Annotated in this window: 19 protein-coding genes and 1 pseudogene; 12 read left to right on the top strand and 8 right to left on the bottom strand. The window is 61.0% G+C overall.

Annotated elements, in window-relative coordinates; all coding sequences use genetic code 11:
* The 6 genes and pseudogenes from ALP40_RS07115 to ALP40_RS07090 form a co-directional block, all read left to right on the top strand.
* Positions 1-164: pseudogene (locus ALP40_RS07115) on the top strand (membrane-bound O-acyltransferase family protein); the annotation flags it as partial.
* Between the two features lie 10 nt (positions 165-174).
* Entirely contained in the window at positions 175-1,350 is a 1,176-nt protein-coding gene (locus ALP40_RS07110) for an alginate O-acetyltransferase (RefSeq protein WP_122207594.1), read from the top strand.
* 12 nt (positions 1,351-1,362) lie between these two features.
* On the top strand, positions 1,363-2,031 hold the full coding sequence (locus ALP40_RS07105) for an alginate O-acetyltransferase AlgF (RefSeq protein WP_122207593.1): 669 nt from the start codon (positions 1,363-1,365) through the stop codon (positions 2,029-2,031).
* 116 nt (positions 2,032-2,147) lie between these two features.
* Positions 2,148-3,599 (top strand): mannose-1-phosphate guanylyltransferase/mannose-6-phosphate isomerase, encoded by a 1,452-nt coding sequence (locus ALP40_RS07100; RefSeq protein ID WP_122207592.1) that lies wholly within the window; start codon positions 2,148-2,150, stop codon positions 3,597-3,599.
* A 248-nt stretch (positions 3,600-3,847) separates the two neighbouring features.
* A complete protein-coding gene (locus ALP40_RS07095) occupies positions 3,848-4,312 on the top strand; it encodes a multidrug transporter (RefSeq protein ID WP_122207591.1) in 465 nt (154 codons plus the stop codon).
* A gap of 17 nt (positions 4,313-4,329) precedes the next feature.
* Positions 4,330-5,148 carry an SDR family oxidoreductase gene (locus ALP40_RS07090; protein WP_122207590.1) on the top strand — a complete coding sequence of 273 codons (819 nt, stop codon included), beginning with the start codon at positions 4,330-4,332 and terminating at the stop codon, positions 5,146-5,148.
* 224 nt (positions 5,149-5,372) lie between these two features.
* Here the strand turns inward: ALP40_RS07090 and ALP40_RS07085 are convergent, their stop codons facing one another.
* From ALP40_RS07085 to ALP40_RS07070, 4 genes are read right to left on the bottom strand one after another with little or no spacing between them, the layout of a single operon-like run.
* Positions 5,373-6,227 (bottom strand): HlyD family secretion protein, encoded by an 855-nt coding sequence (locus ALP40_RS07085; RefSeq protein WP_122207589.1) that lies wholly within the window; start codon positions 6,225-6,227, stop codon positions 5,373-5,375.
* Between the two features lie 23 nt (positions 6,228-6,250).
* Positions 6,251-6,451: a DUF1656 domain-containing protein gene (locus ALP40_RS07080; RefSeq protein WP_122207588.1), complete on the bottom strand. Its 201-nt coding sequence runs from the start codon at positions 6,449-6,451 to the stop codon at positions 6,251-6,253.
* Complete coding sequence (locus tag ALP40_RS07075; protein ID WP_122207587.1) at positions 6,441-8,627, bottom strand: FUSC family protein; 2,187 nt, start codon at positions 8,625-8,627, stop codon at positions 6,441-6,443. The genes ALP40_RS07080 and ALP40_RS07075 overlap by 11 nt, the downstream gene beginning before the upstream one ends.
* 1 nt (position 8,628) lies before the next feature.
* The gene (locus ALP40_RS07070; protein ID WP_122207586.1) at positions 8,629-10,119 is read right to left on the bottom strand and encodes an efflux transporter outer membrane subunit; all 1,491 of its coding nucleotides are present in this window, start codon (positions 10,117-10,119) and stop codon (positions 8,629-8,631) included.
* Positions 10,120-10,303: 184 nt separating this feature from the next.
* On the opposite strand from ALP40_RS07070, the gene ALP40_RS07065 reads away from it, so the two are divergent.
* Together ALP40_RS07065 and ALP40_RS07060 are read left to right on the top strand one after the other, a co-directional pair.
* Positions 10,304-11,251: a LysR family transcriptional regulator gene (locus ALP40_RS07065; protein WP_122207585.1), complete on the top strand. Its 948-nt coding sequence runs from the start codon at positions 10,304-10,306 to the stop codon at positions 11,249-11,251.
* An 88-nt stretch (positions 11,252-11,339) separates the two neighbouring features.
* Complete coding sequence (locus ALP40_RS07060; RefSeq protein WP_122207584.1) at positions 11,340-12,314, top strand: D-glycerate dehydrogenase; 975 nt, start codon at positions 11,340-11,342, stop codon at positions 12,312-12,314.
* Between the two features lie 208 nt (positions 12,315-12,522).
* Here ALP40_RS07060 and ALP40_RS07055 read toward each other — a convergent pair whose 3' ends face one another.
* On the bottom strand, positions 12,523-13,434 hold the full coding sequence (locus ALP40_RS07055; protein WP_122207583.1) for a DMT family transporter: 912 nt from the start codon (positions 13,432-13,434) through the stop codon (positions 12,523-12,525).
* A 136-nt stretch (positions 13,435-13,570) separates the two neighbouring features.
* Between ALP40_RS07055 and ALP40_RS07050 the strand changes: the two genes are divergently transcribed.
* Positions 13,571-14,461 (top strand): AraC family transcriptional regulator, encoded by an 891-nt coding sequence (locus ALP40_RS07050; RefSeq protein ID WP_122207582.1) that lies wholly within the window; start codon positions 13,571-13,573, stop codon positions 14,459-14,461.
* Here the strand turns inward: ALP40_RS07050 and ALP40_RS07045 are convergent.
* Genes ALP40_RS07045 through ALP40_RS07035 form a run of 3 tightly spaced genes read right to left on the bottom strand, consistent with a single transcriptional unit; the run spans position 14,445 to position 16,686 of the window.
* On the bottom strand, positions 14,445-14,774 hold the full coding sequence (locus tag ALP40_RS07045) for a DUF3325 domain-containing protein (protein WP_122207581.1): 330 nt from the start codon (positions 14,772-14,774) through the stop codon (positions 14,445-14,447). The two genes, ALP40_RS07050 and ALP40_RS07045, sit on opposite strands and share 17 nt — an antisense overlap.
* On the bottom strand, positions 14,774-16,324 hold the full coding sequence (locus ALP40_RS07040; protein ID WP_183136011.1) for a PepSY domain-containing protein: 1,551 nt from the start codon (positions 16,322-16,324) through the stop codon (positions 14,774-14,776). The genes ALP40_RS07045 and ALP40_RS07040 overlap by 1 nt, the downstream gene beginning before the upstream one ends.
* A gap of 20 nt (positions 16,325-16,344) precedes the next feature.
* Positions 16,345-16,686 carry a DUF3649 domain-containing protein gene (locus tag ALP40_RS07035; RefSeq protein ID WP_122207579.1) on the bottom strand — a complete coding sequence of 114 codons (342 nt, stop codon included), beginning with the start codon at positions 16,684-16,686 and terminating at the stop codon, positions 16,345-16,347.
* Between the two features lie 174 nt (positions 16,687-16,860).
* On the opposite strand from ALP40_RS07035, the gene ALP40_RS07030 reads away from it, so the two are divergent.
* From ALP40_RS07030 to fecA, 3 genes are all read left to right on the top strand, one after another.
* Positions 16,861-17,364 (top strand): sigma-70 family RNA polymerase sigma factor, encoded by a 504-nt coding sequence (locus tag ALP40_RS07030; protein WP_122207578.1) that lies wholly within the window; start codon positions 16,861-16,863, stop codon positions 17,362-17,364.
* On the top strand, positions 17,361-18,338 hold the full coding sequence (locus tag ALP40_RS07025) for a FecR domain-containing protein (protein ID WP_122207577.1): 978 nt from the start codon (positions 17,361-17,363) through the stop codon (positions 18,336-18,338). The genes ALP40_RS07030 and ALP40_RS07025 overlap by 4 nt, the downstream gene beginning before the upstream one ends.
* A gap of 202 nt (positions 18,339-18,540) precedes the next feature.
* Complete coding sequence (gene fecA / locus ALP40_RS07020) at positions 18,541-20,889, top strand: TonB-dependent Fe(3+) dicitrate receptor FecA (protein ID WP_122207576.1); 2,349 nt, start codon at positions 18,541-18,543, stop codon at positions 20,887-20,889.
* Positions 20,890-21,212 lie beyond the last annotated feature (323 nt).

The following is a 21,212-nucleotide window of genomic DNA, read 5'->3' as shown; positions in this document are numbered from 1 at the left end:
TGCCCGGCTACACCGTGGGCAGCGAAGCACAGGTGCAACCGGCGTACTGGGTTGCCGACTGGCCCCGCTACGCCATGCGCGCACTGATCCTGCTGCTGTTCGTTGCTTCGATTCTCAAACTTTCGGCGCAGAGCTTCTCGCCGTTCCTTTACTTCCAGTTCTGAGGAGCCTGACATGACCCGTTCATTACGAATCCTCTACATCGCCATCTTCCTGGGTCTGCTGTTGATCCTGGGCGCCTGGTCGTTGCGCAGCTTCAGCACGTTCTCGACCTCGGCCGAGACCACCGTGCTCAACGGTAAGTGGACCAAAGCGGCGGAAACCCATTACGACGATGAGTTTCCGATCAAGCGCCTGGGCACCAACCTGTGGGCGGCGCTGGATTACAAGCTGTTCAACGAAGGCCGTCCGGGCGTGGTGCTCGGCAAGGACCAGTGGCTGTACACCGATGAAGAGTTCGATGCCATTGCCAATGGCGAGCAGAACGAAGCGGACAACCTGGCGTTGATCCAGGGCGTACGTGACGCACTGGAAAAACAGGGCACCAAGCTGGTTCTGGCCATCGTCCCGGCCAAGACCCGCCTGTACCCGGAACACATCGGTGACAACAAACCGGCCAGCCTGCACGCCGACCTGTATCAGCAGTTCCACGCGCAGGTCGCTAAAGCCGGGATCTTCGCGCCGGACCTGCTGGCACCGCTGCAAGCAGCCAAACAGAAAGGTCAGGTCTTCCTGCGCACCGACACCCACTGGACGCCGATGGGCGCTGAAGTGGCCGCGCAACAGCTGGGCGTCGCCATCGCTCAGAAGACCCCGCTGGAAGGCGAGCCTGAACAGTTCGTCACCCAGGCCAAGGGCAGCGAACCCTACAAGGGCGACCTGACCACGTTCCTGCCACTGGATCCGCTGTTCAGCAACATGCTGCCCAAGCCTGACGAGCTGCAGCAACGCAGCACCGATCCGGTTCAGGGCGAACCGGCTGGCGATGAAGCCTTGTTCGCGGACAGCGACATTCCGGTCGGTCTGGTCGGCACCAGCTACAGCGCCAACCCGAACTGGAACTTCGTGGGTGCCCTGAAAGAAGCCCTGCGCAGCGACGTCGTGAACTACGCCGAAGACGGCCACGGTCCGATCCTGCCGATGCTCAAGTACCTGCAAACCGATGCGTTCAAGAACACCCCGCCGCAAGTGGTCATCTGGGAGTTCCCGGAGCGCTACCTGCCGGCTCACAACGACCTTGGCGAGTTCGATCAGCAATGGATCGCCGAGCTGAAAAAATCGCGCAATACCCAAGATAACGTGGCGTTAAACGCCAACCCATCCGAGTCGCCCAACCGGGCGCAAAACTGAGAGGACTGACTCATGACCCAACACACAACTGCAAACCGTTCGAACACGAACCGTTTCTTCAAAACCTGCGCACTGGCCGCAGGCCTGGGCCTGATGTCCCTGCAAGCCCTCGCAGGTGACTCCGCCCTGTACGGCCCGACCGCTCCGAAAGGCTCGACCTTCGTGCGTGTCTACAACGCCAGCAACGCTGAAATCAGCGCCAGCGTCGGCAACACCAACATGAACGAAGTCGCGCCACTGGGCAGCACTGCGTTCAGCTTCATGCCACAGGGCGACTACACCGCAAAACTGGGCAGCCAGAGCGTGCCGGTGAAACTGGCAGGCGATCACTATTACACCCTGGTTAACAACGCCAGCGGCAAACCGCAACTGATCGAAGAACCACCGTTCAAGAACAAGCAGAAATCCCTGGTTCGCGTGCAGAACCTTAGCGACAAGGCACTGACCCTCAAAACCGCCGACGGCAAGACCGATGTGGTCAAGACCGTGGCAGCCAAAGGCACCGGCGAGCGTGAAATCAACCCGGTCAAAGTCAGTCTGGCGCTGTACGACGGCGACAAGAAAGTCACCGATGTGAAACCTGTGGCCCTGGAACGTGGCGAAGCCGCCGTTCTGTACATCACCGGCAGCGGCACCAGCCTCTCGCCAGTGTGGGTCAAGCCACCGGTTGCAACCCGCTAAAGGACAAAGCTGGCCGGTTCAGGGCCATGCCTTGAACCGGCCGGTGCGGAACAAGAAAAAGACAGAAACGACAGACAGCACGTACAGCCCATATTGAATGCTATTGGAGAAATAAAATGATTCCAGTGATCTTGTCAGGTGGTAGCGGTTCACGACTCTGGCCGCTTTCGCGCAAGCAATTCCCGAAACAGTTCCTGGCTCTGACCGGTGAACACACGCTGTTTCAACAGACGTTGCAGCGTCTGGTGTTCGACGGCATGCAAGAACCGATCGTGGTGTGCAACAAAGAACACCGTTTCATCGTCAACGAGCAGCTCGCGGCACTGAAACTGGACACCCAGGCAATCCTCATGGAACCGTTCGGCCGTAACACTGCGCCGGCCGTGGCCCTGACTGCGATGAAACTGGTCAATGAAGGCAACGACGGTCTGATGCTTGTGCTGCCGGCTGACCATGTGATCGAAGACCAGAAAGCCCTGCAACGCGCTTTGGCACTGGCCACAGTGGCCGCCGAGCGTGGCGAAATGGTGTTGTTCGGTGTACCCGCCAACAAGCCGGAAACTGGCTATGGCTACATCAAGTCCACTGCCGATGCGCTGCTGCCGGAAGGCGTGAGCCGCGTGTCGCAGTTCGTCGAAAAGCCTGACGAAAAGCGTGCCAACGAGTTCGTCGAAGCCGGTGGCTACTACTGGAACAGCGGCATGTTCCTGTTCCGCGCCAGCCGTTTCCTGGAAGAGCTGAAAAAGCACGATCCGGACATCTACGACACCTGCCTGCTGACCCTGGAGCGCAGTGTCCAGGACGGTGACGCCGTTGAAATCGACGCCTCCACCTTCGCCTGCTGCCCGGACAATTCCATCGACTACGCCGTCATGGAAAAAACCCAGCGTGCCTGCGTCGTACCGTTGTCGGCTGGCTGGAGCGATGTCGGCTGCTGGTCGTCGCTGTGGGAAGTGAACGCCAAGGATGAAAACGGCAACGTCACCAAGGGCGACGTCGTGATCCAGGACAGCCGCAACTGCATGATTCACGGCAATGGCAAACTGGTGTCGGTGATCGGCCTGGACAACATCGTGGTCGTCGAAACCAAGGACGCCATGATGATTGCCCACAAAGACAAGGTTCAGGGCGTCAAGCAAATGGTCAACACCCTGAACGAACAGGGCCGTACCGAAACCCAGAACCACCTCGAAGTGTATCGTCCGTGGGGCTCGTACGACTCCGTGGACATGGGCGGCCGCTTCCAGGTCAAGCGCATCTCGGTCAAGCCGGGCGCGTGCCTGTCGCTGCAGATGCACCACCACCGCGCCGAGCACTGGATCGTGGTATCCGGCACTGCGCAGGTGACCTGTGACGAGAACGTGTTCCTGCTCACCGAAAACCAGTCCACCTACATCCCGATCGCTTCGGTCCATCGCCTGAAAAACCCGGGCAAGATTCCATTGGAAATCATCGAAGTGCAATCGGGCAGCTACCTGGGCGAAGACGATATCGAGCGTTTCGAAGATATCTACGGTCGTTCGGGCGCGCTGGAAGCCGGTGTGAAAACGCAGACCATTGCGCGTTGATCAACGGCTAGCTCAATAGCGGTAGAACACCGGCCCCCGGCACTGTCTTGCGTATCCCATCCGCAGGACAGTGTCGGGGGCTTTTTTTTGAAGACTGAAGTCATCGCCTTACCGATCACGGATAACCAAACGCCAGCTCACCATGACTGGTCCCCCCCCTGTGGATCACCCCTTTGCGACCCTGTTGGTCAATCGCCCTTCCCTTTCTGTAGGATGTTCTGCATCGCCCTCTGCTGGAGACCTGCCGCATGCTGATCGGTATCCTGTTAATCCTGACCTGGCTCATTCTGCTGCTGCGTTATCCGGCCAAGGCACTGCCTGTGTCGCTGGCGGCAGCCGCTGGCCTGGGCATCGTGGCCGCTATCGTGATCTGGCAGGACAGTCGCGAAACCCGGCAGCTGGAGCAACTGGATATCCGGCTGACCTACGCTCCTGAACAGTGTCCGGCTGATCGCCCTCTGCAAGTGCTGGTCACCAACCGCAACAGGGCATCGTTAGTGGCGCTGCGTTGGCGGATCGCGGCGTATGCGCCCGGCGATACGGTCAATCTGGCGGACAACACCTATACCTCTGCGCGTTATCGCGGGCCGGGTGAGTTATCGGCAGACGGTCAGTGGCAGGATTGCGTGCCAGTGCCCGCCCTGCGCAATGGCTATCGCCCGCAAACCCTGGAGTTTCGTGCAGAACATCTGCAAGGCAGTTTCTCGGACTGATCCCTAAGGACATCGACATGCCCATCGCGCTTATCACTGGCTGTTCCAGCGGCATTGGCCGCGCACTCGCCGAGGCCTTCAAGGCAAACGGTTATGAAGTGTGGGCCACTGCTCGCAAGCAGGAGGACGTCGCAGCGCTCAGCGCAGCGGGGTTCATTGCCGTGCAACTGGATGTCAACGACAGCATGGCGCTGGAACAGCTCGCCGCAGGGCTGGAGCACAGCGGGCTGGACGTGTTGATCAACAACGCAGGTTATGGCGCGATGGGACCATTGCTCGATGGCGGTGTGCAGGCCTTGCAGCGTCAGTTCGAAACCAATGTGTTTTCCGTGGTCGGCGTGACCCGGGCGCTGTTCCCGGCACTGCGCCGCAACAAAGGGCTGGTGGTCAATATCGGCAGTGTATCCGGGGTGTTGGTGACACCGTTCGCGGGCGCCTACTGCGCGTCGAAAGCGGCCGTGCATGCACTCAGCGATGCCCTGCGTCTGGAGCTGGCACCGTTTGGTGTGCAGGTGATGGAAGTCCAGCCGGGGGCCATTGCGTCGAGCTTTGCGAAAAACGCCAGTCATGAAGCTGAACAACTCATCAGCGAACAATCGCCTTGGTGGCCGATCCGTGAAGGTATTCGTGCACGCGCCAAGGCCTCGCAAGACAACCCCACCCCCGCCACCGACTTAGCCCGCGACCTGCTCAAAGCCGTCCAGCAAGCCAACCCGCCACGCCTGCTGCGCCTGGGCAACGGCTCACGCATACTGCCGCTGATGTCATGGTTGCTGCCCAAGGGATTGCTGGAAAGCGGCCTGCGCAAGCGGTTCGGGCTGAATGCTTCATTGTGACAGGCGGTAATCTGATCGTGCCTGGGCTCAGCGTGATACACACGTCTTGCCGCCTCTCACAGGGCATGCATTCAGTCAGGCACATGTGTTTTATGCCTCGTTTTGCCCTTCTTTTGGACGTGTGCATAACGATGAGCGCTTCGCATGGGCATATAGTCCAGGACCGCTCCGCGTCACGGGAGGCATCCCCACGCAGAGCATGAGGAATGATCTGTGGGGCAAGATCAGCCCGGCCTCACAATCACCGTGCAGGTCATGCCCGCTGACAGCAACACACCTTCCGGCACCCGATCCAGATGGATACGCACCGGCACGCGCTGGGCCAGACGGACCCAGTTGAAGGTCGGGTTGACGTCGGCGACCAGTTCGCGACTCTGCGGGTTATCGCGGTCATAGATGCCGCGCGCGATGCTATCGACATGCCCCTGAATGACCTCGCCGCTCATCAGTTGCATGTCGGCCGGGTCACCCACCTTCAGGTGCGGCAGTTTGGTTTCCTCAAAGAACCCGTAGACCCAGAACGAATTCATATCGACCACCGCCATCTTCGCTTCACCGATGCGTGCGTAGTCACCCCGATGCACGTTCAGGTTGGTGACGTAGCCATCCACGGATGCCAGCACACGGGTGCGCGTCAGGTTAAGTTCTGCCGCCTCCAGCTGCGCCTGCGCCAGTTGATAATCAGCCAGCGCCGAGGCCGCAACGGTGCTGGCATCGTCACGGTTTTCTGCGGAGATCACCAGCTCGTCCATATCCGCCCTGCGCTTGGCGTTGAGCTTGCGCATCTCCCAGGTCGCCTTGCGCGAGGCGAGCAGCGCCTGGGCCTGCTTGACGGCGATTTGGTATGGCTGCGGGTCGATCTGCATCAACACATCGCCACGCTTGACCTGCTGGTTGTCGTGCACAGGGACGTCGATCACCGTACCGGACACCTCGGCCGCGACGTTGATGATGTCGGCCCGCACCCGACCGTCACGTGTCCAGGGCGTGTCCATGTAGTCAACCCACAGGGCACGACCGATCCACAGGGCCAGCGCCAGAAACAGCAACGTGGCGATCACGCTGAAAAGCTTTTTCATCCAGAGATTTTCCGAGCCAGGCATCAACGATAAAGAGGCAGCGCGAGCGCGCCGAGCAAACAAACGAACAGGCTCAGGCGCAGTAACGCCGGATGCCAGAAGTGGCGATACAGGTCCAGCCTTGCCAGCAGGCGATCCAGCCCCCAGGCCAGGGCCATCGCAAGCAGAAACATCAGGGTCAGCGTCGGCAGGTACACACCGTGAAAAGCGATTTCACGCGGCATGGGCCACTCCACAGAGATGCGGCGAGCGGCCGTGGGCAGCCATTGGCGATTGAGGATCCAGCAACGAAGAACGGATGAAGTGCAGATAGCTTTTCACCCGGCGCAGCACCGAGGTATCGAAATGCGAGGCAAAAGGCTCGTCCGCTTCTTGGACTCGATTGAGTGCCTGATCGACCGCCAGCAGGCAACGCAGCAGGTTGCTCTGGTCAGGCTGGATGAACAGACGGATTAACGCACGCCCCATCACTCGCAGAGCAATGCGCCAGGGTTGGTACTCGGCGTAGCTAGGGTGAACCGGCAACGCGGCCTGCTCGCGACGCAGCTCGATGATTGCATGACCGATCTCAAGCACTAAAAACATCCAGCGCAACAGTTCGCGCTGCACGACAGGCCTGCCGCTGGCCAGACCGTACGCCTGGTGCATCAGGTCGCGGGTCTGGCTTTCGAAGCTGGACCCCAATCGCTGCAAAGGCGCACTGATCGCAAACACCACCTGATCACGCAGCGCCTGCTCCAGCCGCTGCCACATCCAGCGACTGTTGGGCGGCAGGATGATTGCACCCGCCGCCGCGCAGAACAGCATGCCGATCACCATCGCGATGTAATCGTTGATGAAGGTGTAAGGGTCGTAGGCCGTGAGGTTATCCGGCACCGAACCGATGCTGAAAAAAATCAGCAAGCCCAGCCCGTAGCCCGTCCATTGCGGACGCGATCCCAGAAATGCTCCCACCATGAACACCGGTGCCAACAAGCAGCACAACAAGGGAAAGCCATCGATCTGCGGGAACAGAAAAAAGGTTTCGACAAACCCGAACAGCGCGCCGAGCAGCGTGCCGCAGGTCATCTGAAACGACATTCGTCTGGGGTTGTGCGTGGTTGACGACAGCGCAACCGTTGCAGCTGAAGCCAGCGTCATGACCGCCCCGCTGGGCCATGCGGTCAACACCCAATAGGCGCTCAGAAGCGCAACCACGCACGTGGCTCGAACGCCCGCTGCAGCCGCCGTCATCCAGTGTGTGCGGGGGACAAACGCCTCGTTCCACTGCTCACGCACATGTTGATGATCGGCCAACGAGGCGTGGGTCTGGGCATGCCCGAGCAACTCGTCAAGAAGACGGTACTGCAACTCGAATGCCGTATGAAAATCCAGCCGATGGGCGTCACCAGGACCCGTTTGTTCAAAATCGGTACGCAGACGCCTGACCGTCTCCGGCCACTGCGCCTTGAGGGTGTCCAGGCGCGTCACCAACCGCGTGGCATCGCCGGTCGTCAACGCCTTGTCGGCGAACGCATCAAGCAGCGCGGTCAGTTGATCGAGGCCCGGCTCAATAGCACTCAGCACCACCGTTGACTGCTCGGTACGGAGCCGCTCAAGCAGTTGATGCAGCGCATTGAAACGGGTCGTGACGGCCATGAACTCGCTGTTCAGGCGATTGAGCCGTCCGTTGCGGCGGCGCATGTGCGGGTCCTCGAACACCGTGACACTGCGCAGGCCCTCAAGACCAATGGCTTCGGCCACGAAACGCACGTTAGCGGTTTCGAACGCGGCTCGCGCTTGATTACCGCGCAGGCCTTCAACGACGAAGCGGGCAAACACGCCAAACCTCTGATAGAGCGCGTTGCGCATCGCCGCACTGGCGCTCTGTGGCAGCACTACAGCGCTGATGGCCGTGGCACACAGAATTCCCAGCGAGATTTCCATTACTCGCCACACCGCGGCCATGAATGCACTTTCGGGATGCGCCAGCGCAGGCAGACCCACCATCGCAGCGGTGTAACCGGCCAGCACGAAACCGTACGCACGAAAATTACGGTAGCGCGCGGCACCCGCCGAACACAGTCCAACCCACACCGCCAGGCACATCAGGAAAGGCACCGGGTTCTGAGCGAACAGCGCCATCAGCAGCACCATCATGGCCGAACCCGCCAGCGTGCCCAGCAATCGATAGAAACTCTTGGCGAACACCTGGCCGCTTTGAGGCTGCATGACAATGAACACGGTAATCATCGCCGTGCGCGGCTGCGGCAGTTCCAGGCGCAGCGCCAGCCAGTAAGTCAGGAAGGCGGCAATCAGCACTTTGCCGATGTAGACCCACGTCACCCCGTCGCTGCGCGCCCAGCGGTTGAACTCACGACGCCAGGGCAGCGCGATGAAACGCTGAGCGATGGTCATCATGTCAGCGACCAACCTGGCTGCGTGCGCCACCAAGTGTGGCAGGCACATCGTCACCTGCCGACAGCCCTCCACCCAGCGCCACCACGAGCCCGGCATACGCGGACAGACGGGCAGCCTCGACCTGCTGCTGAACCTGCTGCTGACGGAACAGCAATGTCTGGGCGTTGAGCACATTGAGGTAATCGGTCAGCCCGCGCTGATAAGCGACCAGGGCGATGTCGAGTGTTTTGCGCGCCGACGTCACCGACTCGGCCGCGTACACCTGCTGCTTGTCCAGCGAAGCACGACGAATCAACTGATCGGACACACGCTGTAGCGCCATCACCAGCGTCTGGTTGTAGTGCGCGACTGCCAGGTCGTAACCGGCCGACGCACGTCCCAATTCAGCACGCAAACGTCCGCCATCGAAGATGGGGAGTGTGAATGCCGGACCGGCCTTGTAGCTGAGTTTGCTGCCGGTAAGAAACGCCAGCATGCCGCCGCCCGTGGCCATGTAACCCAGGCTGGCGACCAGATCGACGTTGGGGTAAAAGTCGGCATGGGCCATATCGAGGCCCCGGGCCTGCGCGGCCACGCGCCACTGACTGGCGACTACGTCGGGGCGCTGTCCCAGCAGTTGCGCAGGCAATGCCGACGGCAACTTCAGTTCGGCATTCAATGCCAGGCGGGGACGCTGCAAGGTCGCGCCCTCGCCCGGCCCTTTGCCTGCCAGCGCCGCCAACTGGTTGCGCCCCAGCGCAATGGCTTCTTCAAGCTCATCGACCTGCCGATGACTTTCCGGCAACGTTGCCTGGGCCTGGCTCACTTCGAAGTGCGTGCCGAGACCACCCTTGAGACGACGCTGCGCAAGGTCCAGCATTTGTTGTTGCTGCGCCAGGGTGGCCTCGGCGATGTCCAGACGGGCGAAGTTCAGGGACAGCTGGATGTAGGCGCGAACGATGTTTTCCTGCAACTCAAGCTGCGCCTGGCGCTGTTCGGCGGCGCTCATGTGCGCCAGATCAAGCGCCTGTTCGCTGGCATTACGCTCACGTCCCCAAAGGTCCAGCGGGTAACTCAGGCCCAGCGTCGCATTGTTGTCCCAGGTGCGACGATCGGCAAGCGCGCCGGGGCCGTAAAACTGATCACTGGGCCAATCGTGACGCGCCAGACTGGCGGTGCCCTGAACATGCGGCGATTCGGCCGACTCGGCCAGACCGGCCATCGCTCTGGCCTCCCGCACGCGCGCGGCCGCGATGGCCAGACTGGGGCTGCCGAGAACTGCCAGCTCGATCCAATGATCCAGTTGCGGGTCGTTGTAGACTTGCCACCACTGCCCGGTGGGCCAGTGTGCGCTGAGCGCAGCACGATGGATTGCCGTGTCGGTGGCCAGGCTGTCGGCAGGCAAAACGCTGCTTTGAGGTCCGATTCCGCCAGTGCCGATACAGCCGCTGATGACAAACGATAAAGCCAGAAGACCGAGGGGCTTGAGCCCTCTGATAATGCGACGCGGCACAGCTGCGAGTTCCCGACCGGTGATGAAACGCCTTGAGTGGCGGCGATTCTAGGGGGCGCCCGAGATGGCGATAAGCAGGGAGATATGTGAATCTTTGTTACCGAAACGGCGATAATCCTTTGGTATGGCTGACATGCCAACGTTACTTCATGTCACAATTTGCCATCTACTCAGAGATACATTCATGGACACCCTGCAAAACATGCGCGCCTTCAGTTGCGTGGCGCAAGCGGGCAGTTTTACTGCGGCAGCTGCCCTGCTCGACACCACCACCGCCAACGTGTCGCGTGCCGTCTCCAACCTTGAGGCGCACTTGCAGACGCGTCTGCTCAACCGCACCACGCGCCGCATCGCGCTGACCGAAGCCGGAAAGCGCTACCTGCTGCGCTGCGAGCAGATCCTGATGTCGGTCGAAGAAGCCGAAGCCGAGGCCAGCGACGCCCATGCGCGCCCGGCCGGTCAGCTCAAAATGCACTCGATGCCAGGCGTCGGTCAGCATTACGTCGTGGATGCCATTGCCCGCTACCGACGCAGCCACCCCGATGTGTCGTTCGACCTGACCCTCACCAGTCGCGTGCCTGACCTGTTGGAAGATGGCTACGACGTGTCGATCGTGCTGGCCAGTGAACTGCCGGACTCGGGCTTCGTGTCTCAGCGTTTGGGGATCACTTACAGCATCGTGTGTGCATCGCCGGAGTACATCAAGACCTTCGGTACGGCGCACAAACCTGCGGACCTGCTGAACCATGCGTGCCTGCGTTTGGTGAGCCCGGTGTTTCCGCTGGAGAAGTGGCTGTTCGACGGTCCGCAAGGCCAGGAAATGGTCACGATCACCACGTCACCGCTGCTGGTCAACTCGGCCGACGCCATGAAAACTGCGATCTCCAGCGGCATGGGCGTGGGCATCCTGCCGATCTACTCGGCCATCGAAGGCCTGCGCAACGGTACGCTGGTGCGGATCATGTCCGACTATCGCTCCCAAGAGCTGAACCTGTACGCCATCTACCCGTCACGCCAGTACCTGGATGCCAAGATCAAGACGTGGGTCGAATACCTGCGCGGCTCGCTGCCGGAGATTCTGGCGGCCGATGAAGCGGATCTGCACGTGCAGGCGCTCAAGAACATATCCTGACGTCGTACAACTGCAAAAAGCGGCTGCCAAAGGGCGGGCAGGAATGTTAGCGTGCTACTCACTCAACCCGCTCAAGAGTGACTGCCCAATGAAAAAAACCGTACTCGCCTTCAGCCGTGTGTCCCCTGAAATGGCCGAGCGCCTGTCGCACGACTTCAACGTGATCGTGCCCGACCCCAAGCGGGGCGACCTCAATGCCCAGTTTGAAGACGCCTTGCCCGAATCCCACGGCATGATCGGTGCCGGCCGCAAACTGGGCCGTGAGCAATTGGCGAACGCCAGCCGTCTGGAAGTGGTATCGAGCATTTCAGTGGGTTATGACAACTACGACGTCGGCTACCTGAGCGAGCGCGGCATCATGCTGACCAACACGCCGGATGTGTTGACCGAAAGCACCGCCGATCTGGGTTTCTCGTTGATCATGAGCAGTGCGCGCCGCGTGGCTGAACTGGATGCCTGGACCAAGGCAGGCCAGTGGACACGCAGCATCGAAGCGCCGCATTTCGGCACCGACGTGCATGGCAAGACACTGGGGATCGTGGGCATGGGCAACATCGGTGCCGCCATTGCGCGTCGCGGCCGCCTGGGCTTCAACATGCCGATCCTGTACAGCGGCAACAGCCGCAAGACCGAGCTTGAGCAAGAACTGGGCGCGCAATTCCGTAGCCTGGATCAATTGCTGGCTGAGTCCGATTTCGTCTGTCTGGTCGTGCCATTGAGCGACAAGACGCGCCACCTGATCTCGCACCGCGAATTGAGCCTGATGAAGCCGAGCGCGATCTTGGTCAACATTGCACGTGGGCCGATTGTCGACGAGCCTGCGCTGATCGAGGCCCTGCAGAACGGCACCCTTCGCGGTGCGGGTCTGGACGTCTACGAACAGGAGCCGCTGCAAGCGTCGCCCCTGTTCCAGCTCAAGAACGCCGTTACACTGCCTCACATCGGCTCGGCCACCACCGAGACCCGCCAGGCGATGGCCGATCGTGCCTACCACAACCTGCGCAGCGCCCTGCTGGGTGAACGCCCGCAGGATCTGGTCAATTCGCAGGTGTGGAAGGGTTGACATATAACGGTCAGGCCTGCGGCTCAAAGAGACGCTGTGTTCAAATGTGGGAGGCGGCTTGCCCGCGGTCTGCCGGGAACCGGCAGTAAACCCTGCAAACGCGGTGCATCAGACAAAACCCAGGCCTGCTGCGCAGCCCATCGCTGCCGTCGTAACCTCCGAAAGCCCCCACGCCCTGCGGGCAGAAGCAGATTTCAGCGCGGCCCCACTACGTCGAAGATGTGGTGGGGCTGCCCACCGGCACGACCACCGGCTTAACCTTTCTGAACACCAGCACATTGCCCACCATCACCAGCACCAGCCCGACCAGTGCGGCCGAGGTCCACTGATAACCTTCGACCCACGCCGACACGTTCAACGCCACCACCGGAAACAGCACCGTGCAATACGCCGCTCGCTCCGGCCCCATGCGGCCGACCAGCGTCAGGTAGGCGTTGAAGCCGATCACCGAGCCGGGGATGACCAAATACAGCAACGAGCCGACATACCGGGTATTCCATTCGAACGTGAACGGCGTGCCGCTGAGCAGGCAGTACCCCCCCAGAATCGTCGAGCCATACAACATGCCCCAGGCATTGGTGGTCAGCGGGCGCAGACCGGCTTTCTGCTGCATGCTCGACAGCATGTTGCCCGCCGAAAAACAGAGCGTGCCGAGCAGCGCCAGGCCCAGCCCGATCAGGGTCTGGTGACTGGCACCGTGCCCGGACAGTTCAGGCCAGAACAGGCAGCCCAGCCCCAGCAATCCCAATGCACCACCGTTCAGTACATTGCTGGCAATTTTTTGCCGGAAAAAGATCCGTGCATTCAAGGCATTCCACAAGGTTGCGGTCGAGAACACGACGGCGATCAAGCCACTGGGGATCCACTGGCTCGCCGTCAAAAAACACATGAAGTTGACGCAGAACAGACAGACACCCTGCGCCAGACAAATCAACTGCCCACGACGATTGACCGGTTGCAGCCGCCGGGTAATCAACAGAATCGCGAACAGCACCAGCGCCGCCAGTGCGAAGCGATAGACGATCGACACCGCAATGGCGACCTCGCCCAGCTGGAGCTTGAGCGCAATCCAGGTCGTGCCCCAGATCAGCACGGTCAGAAGATAAAGCGAAATGTTCATGACACAGGCTCCTTGATGAGCCTTCAGTCTGCTGCGCGCCTCGCCGCTCGCGCTTGCACAATCTTGCGCATTTGATCGTCGCGCTGATGGCAACCGTATCGCTCGCGGGTAGGATGAGCGGCAGAGAGGAACCGCCATGCCATCCATCGAAACCATTCAAGTCTTCCAGGCGTTGAACAGCTCGCCGCATTCCTGCCTTGAGCAGAGCGCCGCGCTGGGCGACGGGTTGATGGCGGCCCTTTGGAACAACCGGCATGATTCACAGGAGTACCACGCGCCCACTCACCACACGCTGTCGTGCTACATCGAAGACGGCACCGGCACGTTCCGGCGCGATCGGCCGGACCAGAAAGGCTCCCCCGGCAAGCTCTGCATACTGCCTGCGGGGCACGAGTCGGCATGGATCGTGAACGGGGAGATTCGTCTGGCGCATCTGTATTTCAGTGCGGAGCAGTTCGCATTGAGTTGCGTCACGCTGCTGGACCGCGAGCCGCGCGAGATGCAGTTGCGGGAAAACACCTTTCTCGACGATCCCGCACAGACGCAGCGTTTCCAGCAACTGATCCGCCTGAACTGGACAGAGCCGGGTGAGCGGCTGCTCACCAGCAGTCTGGCTCACGAAATGATCGGCCATGCGCTGTTGAGCCAGACCGGGCAGCGCGAAGGCCTGCGCTTGAAGGGCGGCCTGGCGCCACATTTGAGGCGGCAACTGGTGGACTTTATTGAGACGCACCTGGCAGACCCACTGAGCCTGGGACAACTGGCAGGCCTGTGCGCGCTGTCCGAATATCACTTCGCTCGCATGTTTCGCGAAAGCTTCGGACTGCCGCCTCACCAATACCTGCTGGCACGTCGCCTGGAGCGGGCTCGTCATTTGCTGCGCTCCACCGACAAACCGCTGGGCGACGTTGCGCTGGCCTGCGGGTTTGCCAGCGCCAGTCATTTCAGTAATCGGTTTCGCCAAGCGATGGGCGCGACCCCCAGCGAATATCGTCTGGCCCTTGCCGCGTTTACACCCACTGACTGAGCGCGGCCAGCGGGCTGAACAGCACCGCGCAACCGGCCAGCACCAACACCCAGCGCGGCCGAAACGGTATCAACGACACCAGCACCACAGCGCTTGCCATCAACACCGCAAACCACTGCACCAGACCGATGGCCCACCCATCGGCGTCCACTGCCGGCCAAGGCGAAATGAGCAGTGCGCTCCAGCCGACAACCTTGAGAACCAAGCGGCGATGCGCAGTGAGCGATCCTTTGCACAGCTCGCCGTAATGGCGTGGCATGGACAAGCACAACGCGGCTAACGCCAGGTAGCACAACAACGCCGCAAGCAGCATCAGTTGGCCTCCTGTGGGCTGGCTTGCAGCGGCAGGCTGTCGGGACGCAGTGCCTTGCTGGCGATTGATGACCTGAACTTCGTCGCCGTCCAACCGAGAAACAGACCAGTGGCGAGCGCTGTCAGGTCAACGGCTGCCAGCACCCAACTGCCCGCTGCCAGCGAGTCCAGCAGGTAGCGGCCACTGGTCAGAAAGTCCAGCAGGGGTAAGGTCGTAAACAGAATCGCCCCCAGCCAAAGCTGCTCTCGCCAGGCACTGCGACCGCGACGCACCAGCGCATGCAGTACGGACACGCCCCAAGCGCTGAAGAACACACTGACTTCCCAATCGGCCCGCCCGGTGAGTTCGGCAGGGATCAAGCGGTTGGCCCAGAAGAATGCGGCCACAGCGATCAGCAGGCCGGACATGCTGGCGATATTCAGCACTTCCACCAACCTCAGTTCCAGTGGCAGCACGCCACTTTTCGCGTGCTTGAGCTGACGCTTGGCCAGCCACATCACCAGCCCCGTGCCAATCATGGCCGTACCCGCAACGCCGAAACTAAAGTACAGCCAGCGCAACAGTGGCTGAGCGAAATGCCCGACGTGCAGCCCATATATCGCGCCAGACACCTGCAACGCCATCGGCCGCTCTGGCACTTCGTTCTGCAACTCGCCGCTGACGCCGTTGAACGTCAGCGCTCCACCACGTTCCATGACGATACTGCCCTTGTCGTCGCGAGTCAGCAGCACCGAAGCCGCCGCGTCACCGGGGTTGTTGACGACCACGCGCCCCACATGCCCGCTGTCCCAGCGCTCGGTGGCGGTCTTGACCAACGGCGCCAACGCAACCAACGGCGCGGGCGTGCCTTCGGCCTTGATGGGGCGAGAGGCCGGAAACACCTCGCTGTAGAACGCCTGTACGGTGTCATAGGCCGTCAGGATGCTCGCAGGCATGACCATCGACATGAAGATCACCAGACTGCTGTAGGTGATCATCAAGTGGAACGGCAGCACCAGCACGCCCAGCGCGTTGTGGCCGTCGAGCCAGGAGCGCTGGCCCTTGCGCGGCCGAAAGGTGAAGAACTCCTTGAAGATTTTCTTGTGGATGATGATCCCGGTGACCAGCGCAATGAACATCACCATCGCCGCAATGGTCGCCAGCCAGCGGCCCCACGGATACGGCATTTGCAATTGATAGTGGAAACGGTAGAAGAAGTCGCCGCCTCGGGTATCGCGCGCCTGCACCTCAGTGCCGGTCTGCGGATCGAGCAGCTTGCGCACGAAATTGTTGCGCTGGCCCGCCTTGCCGTCCGGCAGCCAACCTACCGACAGACCGGGCGTGCGTTCGTCAGGCAGACTGATGAACCAGCGCGTAGCACCGGCGGCGTGAGCCTGCAGGTAGGTCTGGGCCATCTTCACGCTGGCGCTTGCATCGAGCGTGCGTACCGGAATCTCCGGCTGCATCCACTGGGTGATCTCATCTTTGAAATAGGAAAGCGTCCCGGTCAGGAAAATCGCGAACAACAGCCAGCCGAATAGCAGCCCGATCCAGGTATGGAGCCAGGCCATCGCCTGGCGGAAACCCTCTTTCATAGCAGCCACCTGCCGCACGCGTAAGCGGCGCCGAGCACAGCACAGGGCACCAGCACTCCGACCCAGGCCTGCAACGCCGTTCGGCACGCAAAACACCAGAGCACAGCCACCATATAGACGAGGAACGACAGCATCATGCCGGTCACCACCGCTTCGGCGCGGGGCATCGGCAGCCATTGAGTGATACACATGCTGGTGATCGAAGCCAGCAGATACCCGGCAAAGATGGCTGCAAGTGCGCGTGAGGCCACGGCCAGTCGATAGGTGATTGTCACGCCCCTGGTCCTGGATGTTCGCTTCTTGACCATGAGAGTGGGTGCGGCAGAGGAGCCATCCATTGGAGCGTCTTCGTTCGGTGCATTAAACGGCGGGAAGCTGGTCATGACGCCAGCAACGTCTTGATTCGTCCTCAAACCGACGAATGAAGCGCAATATTAATGATAAATATTCTCATACGCAAAAGAGTCTGACAGAATCCACGCCACCCATGAATCCTCTGGATTGCTTTCGTGATGCACAGCGCCCACCCTGCTCTCATTCACACTGTCGATGGCCTGTTCCGGGCGCATAACGCCTGGCTGACCGGCTGGCTGCGGCGCAGGCTCGGCTGTCCTCACAGTGCTGCCGATCTGGCGCAGGACACCTTCATCAAAGTGCTGGGCGCGCGCGACACTCAGCAAATCGTTGAGCCACGTGCATTTCTGACCACCATCGCCCGACGCGTGCTGTGCAATCACTACCGGCGTCAAGACCTCGAAAGCGCTTACGCTCAGGCGCTCGCCGAACTGCCGGAGAACGTGGCGCCCTCGGAAGAACAGCGCGCAATCATCCTTGAAACGCTGGTGGAGCTTGATCAACTGCTCGACGGTCTGCCCGACCCCGTGAAGCGCGCCTTTCTGATGTCGCAGGTTGACGGCATGCGTCATGGTGAAATTGCTGAGGCCTTGGGGATCTCCATCGCAACGGTCAAGCGTCACCTCAACAAGGCCGCGCTACGCTGCTACTTCGCTCTATGAGCCTGAACACCGAATCCCTGAACAAATCCGACATTTCGCCTGCGGTCGCGCAACAGGCCGTCGGCTGGCTGCTGGAAATGCAGGAAGGCTCGCTGAGTGCCGCCCGTCAAAAGGCCTGGCAGCTCTGGCTCAACGGCAACGCCGAGCATCAACGGGCGTGGGCGCACATTCAGCGGGTCAATCAGCGCTTGAGCGGCCTTTCCTCGCCGCTGGCACACGCCGCGCTGGGGGCGCCCAAATCCGGCGGGAGACGCCATGCCCTTAAATTGTTGCTGCTGTTGGGGGCAGGCTCGGCCGTTGGCTGGAGCCTGCGTGAGCAGATTGCATTGCAGCCCTTGCTGGCCGACTACAACAGCGGTGTGGGCGAACAGCGCAAAGTGGCCTTGAGTGACGGCAGCCAGGTTCAGTTGAATACCGCGAGTGCGGTGGACGTGAAGTTCGATGCGCAGCAGCGGCTGATTCAGCTGTTGTCCGGGGAAATTATGATGACCGCCTCGGCGGATAGCCGCCCGCTGAACCTGCTGACGGCCGAAGGCAGAGTGCGGGCGGCGACCGGTACGAGTCGTTTCAACCTGCGCCAGCTCAATGGGCGCACGCAACTGGCCGTCTTCGCTGGAGAAGTCGAACTGGCACCCGGTGATCGCGCAGGTTCGGGGCTGACCTTGCAGGCACAGCAGCAGGTGACCTTCAGCCGCAGCGCCTGGGACAGCGTCCGAGCTGTGGACGCCAGCAGCGGCGCCTGGGCCGACGGTATGCTGGTGACGTCACGCATGAAGCTGGCTGATTTTCTCGGTGAGCTGGGGCGTTATCGCCGCGGCCGCCTCAACTGTGATGCGAAAGTCGCCAACCTGCTCATCTCCGGCAGTTACCCGTTGGCCGACAGCGAACGCATCCTCGACATGCTGGAAATCGCCCTTCCCGTGCATGTGCAGCGCTTTACCCGGTATTGGGTGAACGTGCAGGCACGGGTTTGAATCCCGGATTGCATGCACGCACTGATCCCTCCTCACGCTCCGCGTGGTAACGCCTTTCAGGACGCTCCGCGTCCCGATGCTCGCACCTGTGTATCGGTGTAATAACGCCACAAAAAAATGTTTCATATTACTTGAGCCGTTTCCAGCCACTCGCGTGACAGACAGGGAAAGCACTTCAATCTTCCGGTCAAAGGACTCCTGCATGTCAGCCCGCCCTACCCAACTTTCTCCGCTGGTGCGCACGCTGCGCCATGTCATTTTCGGCGCCAGCCTTTCAGTGGGTAGCCTGTCTATGGCGCAGGCCGCTGACGTGGTGCCCAAGGTTTACCACATCGCGCCGAGCGAACTGGAAACCGCGTTGAACCAGTTTGGTCGGGAAGCCGGCGTGCTGATCTCCTACGGCTCCCAGATCACCAGCGGCCTGAAAAGCCGCGGTCTTGAAGGCCAGTACACGCCCGAGCAAGGCCTGAACGCGTTGCTCGAAGGCACCGGCTTGCAAGCCGTGGCCGATGGCAACAACGGTTTCACCGTGCAATCGGCCAGTGTCGCGGGCGCGCCCATCGAGCTGGGTGTTTCAACGGTGGTCGGCGACTGGCTGGGTGAGGCGCAACAGACCAATGTCTTTGAACATCCCGGCGCCCGTGACGTCATTCGTCGCGAAGAATTCGAGCGTGTCGGCGCGACCTCTGCTCGCGACGTGCTTAACCGCATCCCCGGCGTTAACGCACCGGACAACAACGGCACCGGCAGCCATGACATGGCGCTGAACTTCGGCATTCGCGGCCTGAACCCGCGTCTGGCCTCGCGCTCCACCGTGTTGATGGACGGCATCCCGGTGCCCTTCGCACCTTATGGCCAACCACAGCTGTCGTTCGCGCCCATCAGCATGGGCAACATGGACGCCGTGGACGTGGTACGCGGCGGTGGCGCAGTGCGCTACGGCCCGCAGAACGTCGGCGGCATCGTCAACTTCGTGACCCGCGCCATCCCCGACGAGCCAACGCTCAAAGGTGGCATCCAGACCGAAACCAGCCCGTCTTCCAGCCATGACGGCTTCAAGACCACCGGCAACCTGCTGGCGGGCGGCACCAACGATAACGGCTTGGGCGGCGCGCTTCTGTATTCAGGCGTGCGCGGCGGCGACTGGCGTGAACACAGCGACACGCAGATTGACGACCTGATCCTAAAAGGTAAGTACCAGATCGACGAGGCCAACAGCCTCAACGCGATGGCCCAGTATTACGACGGCGAAGCCGAGATGCCGGGTGGCTTGAGCGTCGCTGACTACGATGCCGATCCGTACCAGTCAACGCGCCTCAAGGACAAGTTCTGGGGCCGCCGCACCCTGGTCAACTTCGGCTATCGCTACGAACAGGACGCCCGCGTCTTCACCGCCAATACGTTCTTCACCAAGACCTTGCGCAGCGGTTATCTGGACCAGGGCAGCTTTGTGTCCCTGTCGCCCCGCGAATACTGGGTGCGCGGTCTGGAAACTCGCTTCTCTCAAGGCTTTGCGCTGGGCGAAACCTGGCACGAAGTGGGCGTCGGCTATCGCTACGTGAACGAGGCGGGCCATGAACTTCGCTACCGTGAACCCGTGACCAGCCAACTGCCGACCACCGCCAGCCGCAACGACCGTGACACTAGGGGCTCCACCGAAGCCCATGCGTTCTATATCGACGACCGTATCGACATCGGCAAGTGGACCATCACACCCGGCATTCGCTACGAAATGATCGACACCGCACAGAACAACAACCTGACCAACGTCAAATACCAGGGCGACTACAACACCGCGCTGCCCGCACTGAATGTGCTTTACCACCTGACCGACACCTGGAACCTGTACGCCAACACCGAAGGTTCGTTCGGCAGCGTGCAATACAGCCAGATGCCCAACCGCGTAACCGGCGGCGAAGTGAAGCCGGAGAAGGCACGGACCTGGGAGCTGGGCACGCGCTACGACAACGGCAACCTGCGTGCCGAGATCGGGGCGTTCCTGATTAACTTCGACAACCAGTACGACAGCAACCAGACCAACGACACCGTGATCGCTCGGGGTGAAACGCGCCATCAAGGTATCGAAACCAGCATCAATTACGCGCTGGAAGGCCTGAACCCGGCGCTGGCAGGTTATGACGTATACGCGACCTACGCCTTCGTCGATGCCACCATTCGTGAAGACGGTCCGAACAAGGGCAACCGCGTACCGTTCTCCTCGAAACACAAAGGCACGATGGGCGTGAGCTACACCGAAGGGCCGTGGAAGCTGAACCTGGACAGTTCTTTCCAGAGCGACCAGTTCGCCGACAACGCCAACACCTCGGCCGAAAGCGCCGACGGCAGCACCGGGCGCATCCCCGGCTACATGCTGTTCAGCACCCGCGCCGGTTATGACTTCGGCCCGCAGCTGTCCGACCTGAACGTGGCGGTCGGCGTGAAGAACCTCTTCAACCGCCAGTACTACACCCGCTCGTTCGACGACAACAACCGCGGCAAATACGTGGGCGAGCCCCGTACGCTGTACGTTCAAACCTCGGTTGCGTTTTGATGCAATTTTCCTGACCTGATTGATCGCTGACTGATCGTTCCCATGCTTCCGTGGGAACGCCTCTTCAGACGCTCCGCGTCCAATTCTGCATGCCTCACCTCGTGGGAGCGGAGTTGTTGTGCGACGGGGCTTCGTCGTTTCACAGACATACCCGTAGGAAAGAATGCCCGCCAAGACAGGAAATTTTCGTTCAAACACTTCCTGTTTTTTTCTACTGCGAAATATTTCTTCCACATTGGGCTTGAATTGTCGGGTCATTGCCGCCAACACTGTGAATGAGCGCAAACGAAACCGCGAGTCATCGCGCAGTCCAGGCTCACACG

Origin of the sequence: Pseudomonas viridiflava (assembly GCF_003702045.1) — a bacterium.
In the GTDB taxonomy this organism is placed as follows: Bacteria; Pseudomonadota; Gammaproteobacteria; order Pseudomonadales; family Pseudomonadaceae; genus Aquipseudomonas; species Aquipseudomonas viridiflava_C.
The sequence above is the reverse complement of the archived record's forward strand: the minus strand, read 5'-3'. Positions and strand labels throughout refer to the sequence as shown.

Excerpts from the sequence above, each read along its gene's own strand:
- ALP40_RS07100 (WP_122207592.1), top strand. The coding sequence starts at position 2,148 with ATGATTCCAGTGATCTTGTCAGGTGGTAGCGGTTCACGACTCTGGCCG.
- ALP40_RS07105 (WP_122207593.1), top strand. The coding sequence starts at position 1,363 with ATGACCCAACACACAACTGCAAACCGTTCGAACACGAACCGTTTCTTC.
- ALP40_RS07050 (WP_122207582.1), top strand. The coding sequence starts at position 13,571 with ATGCCATCCATCGAAACCATTCAAGTCTTCCAGGCGTTGAACAGCTCG.
- ALP40_RS07075 (WP_122207587.1), bottom strand. The coding sequence starts at position 8,627 with ATGATGACCATCGCTCAGCGTTTCATCGCGCTGCCCTGGCGTCGTGAG.
- ALP40_RS07040 (WP_183136011.1), bottom strand. The coding sequence starts at position 16,324 with ATGGCCTGGCTCCATACCTGGATCGGGCTGCTATTCGGCTGGCTGTTG.
- ALP40_RS07045 (WP_122207581.1), bottom strand. The coding sequence starts at position 14,774 with ATGCTGCTTGCGGCGTTGTTGTGCTACCTGGCGTTAGCCGCGTTGTGC.
- fecA (WP_122207576.1), top strand. The coding sequence starts at position 18,541 with ATGTCAGCCCGCCCTACCCAACTTTCTCCGCTGGTGCGCACGCTGCGC.
- ALP40_RS07030 (WP_122207578.1), top strand. The coding sequence starts at position 16,861 with ATGCACAGCGCCCACCCTGCTCTCATTCACACTGTCGATGGCCTGTTC.
- ALP40_RS07060 (WP_122207584.1), top strand. The coding sequence starts at position 11,340 with ATGAAAAAAACCGTACTCGCCTTCAGCCGTGTGTCCCCTGAAATGGCC.
- ALP40_RS07065 (WP_122207585.1), top strand. The coding sequence starts at position 10,304 with ATGGACACCCTGCAAAACATGCGCGCCTTCAGTTGCGTGGCGCAAGCG.
- ALP40_RS07095 (WP_122207591.1), top strand. The coding sequence starts at position 3,848 with ATGCTGATCGGTATCCTGTTAATCCTGACCTGGCTCATTCTGCTGCTG.
- ALP40_RS07035 (WP_122207579.1), bottom strand. The coding sequence starts at position 16,686 with ATGGATGGCTCCTCTGCCGCACCCACTCTCATGGTCAAGAAGCGAACA.
- ALP40_RS07080 (WP_122207588.1), bottom strand. The coding sequence starts at position 6,451 with ATGCCGCGTGAAATCGCTTTTCACGGTGTGTACCTGCCGACGCTGACC.
- ALP40_RS07025 (WP_122207577.1), top strand. The coding sequence starts at position 17,361 with ATGAGCCTGAACACCGAATCCCTGAACAAATCCGACATTTCGCCTGCG.
- ALP40_RS07085 (WP_122207589.1), bottom strand. The coding sequence starts at position 6,227 with ATGAAAAAGCTTTTCAGCGTGATCGCCACGTTGCTGTTTCTGGCGCTG.
- ALP40_RS07110 (WP_122207594.1), top strand. The coding sequence starts at position 175 with ATGACCCGTTCATTACGAATCCTCTACATCGCCATCTTCCTGGGTCTG.
- ALP40_RS07090 (WP_122207590.1), top strand. The coding sequence starts at position 4,330 with ATGCCCATCGCGCTTATCACTGGCTGTTCCAGCGGCATTGGCCGCGCA.
- ALP40_RS07055 (WP_122207583.1), bottom strand. The coding sequence starts at position 13,434 with ATGAACATTTCGCTTTATCTTCTGACCGTGCTGATCTGGGGCACGACC.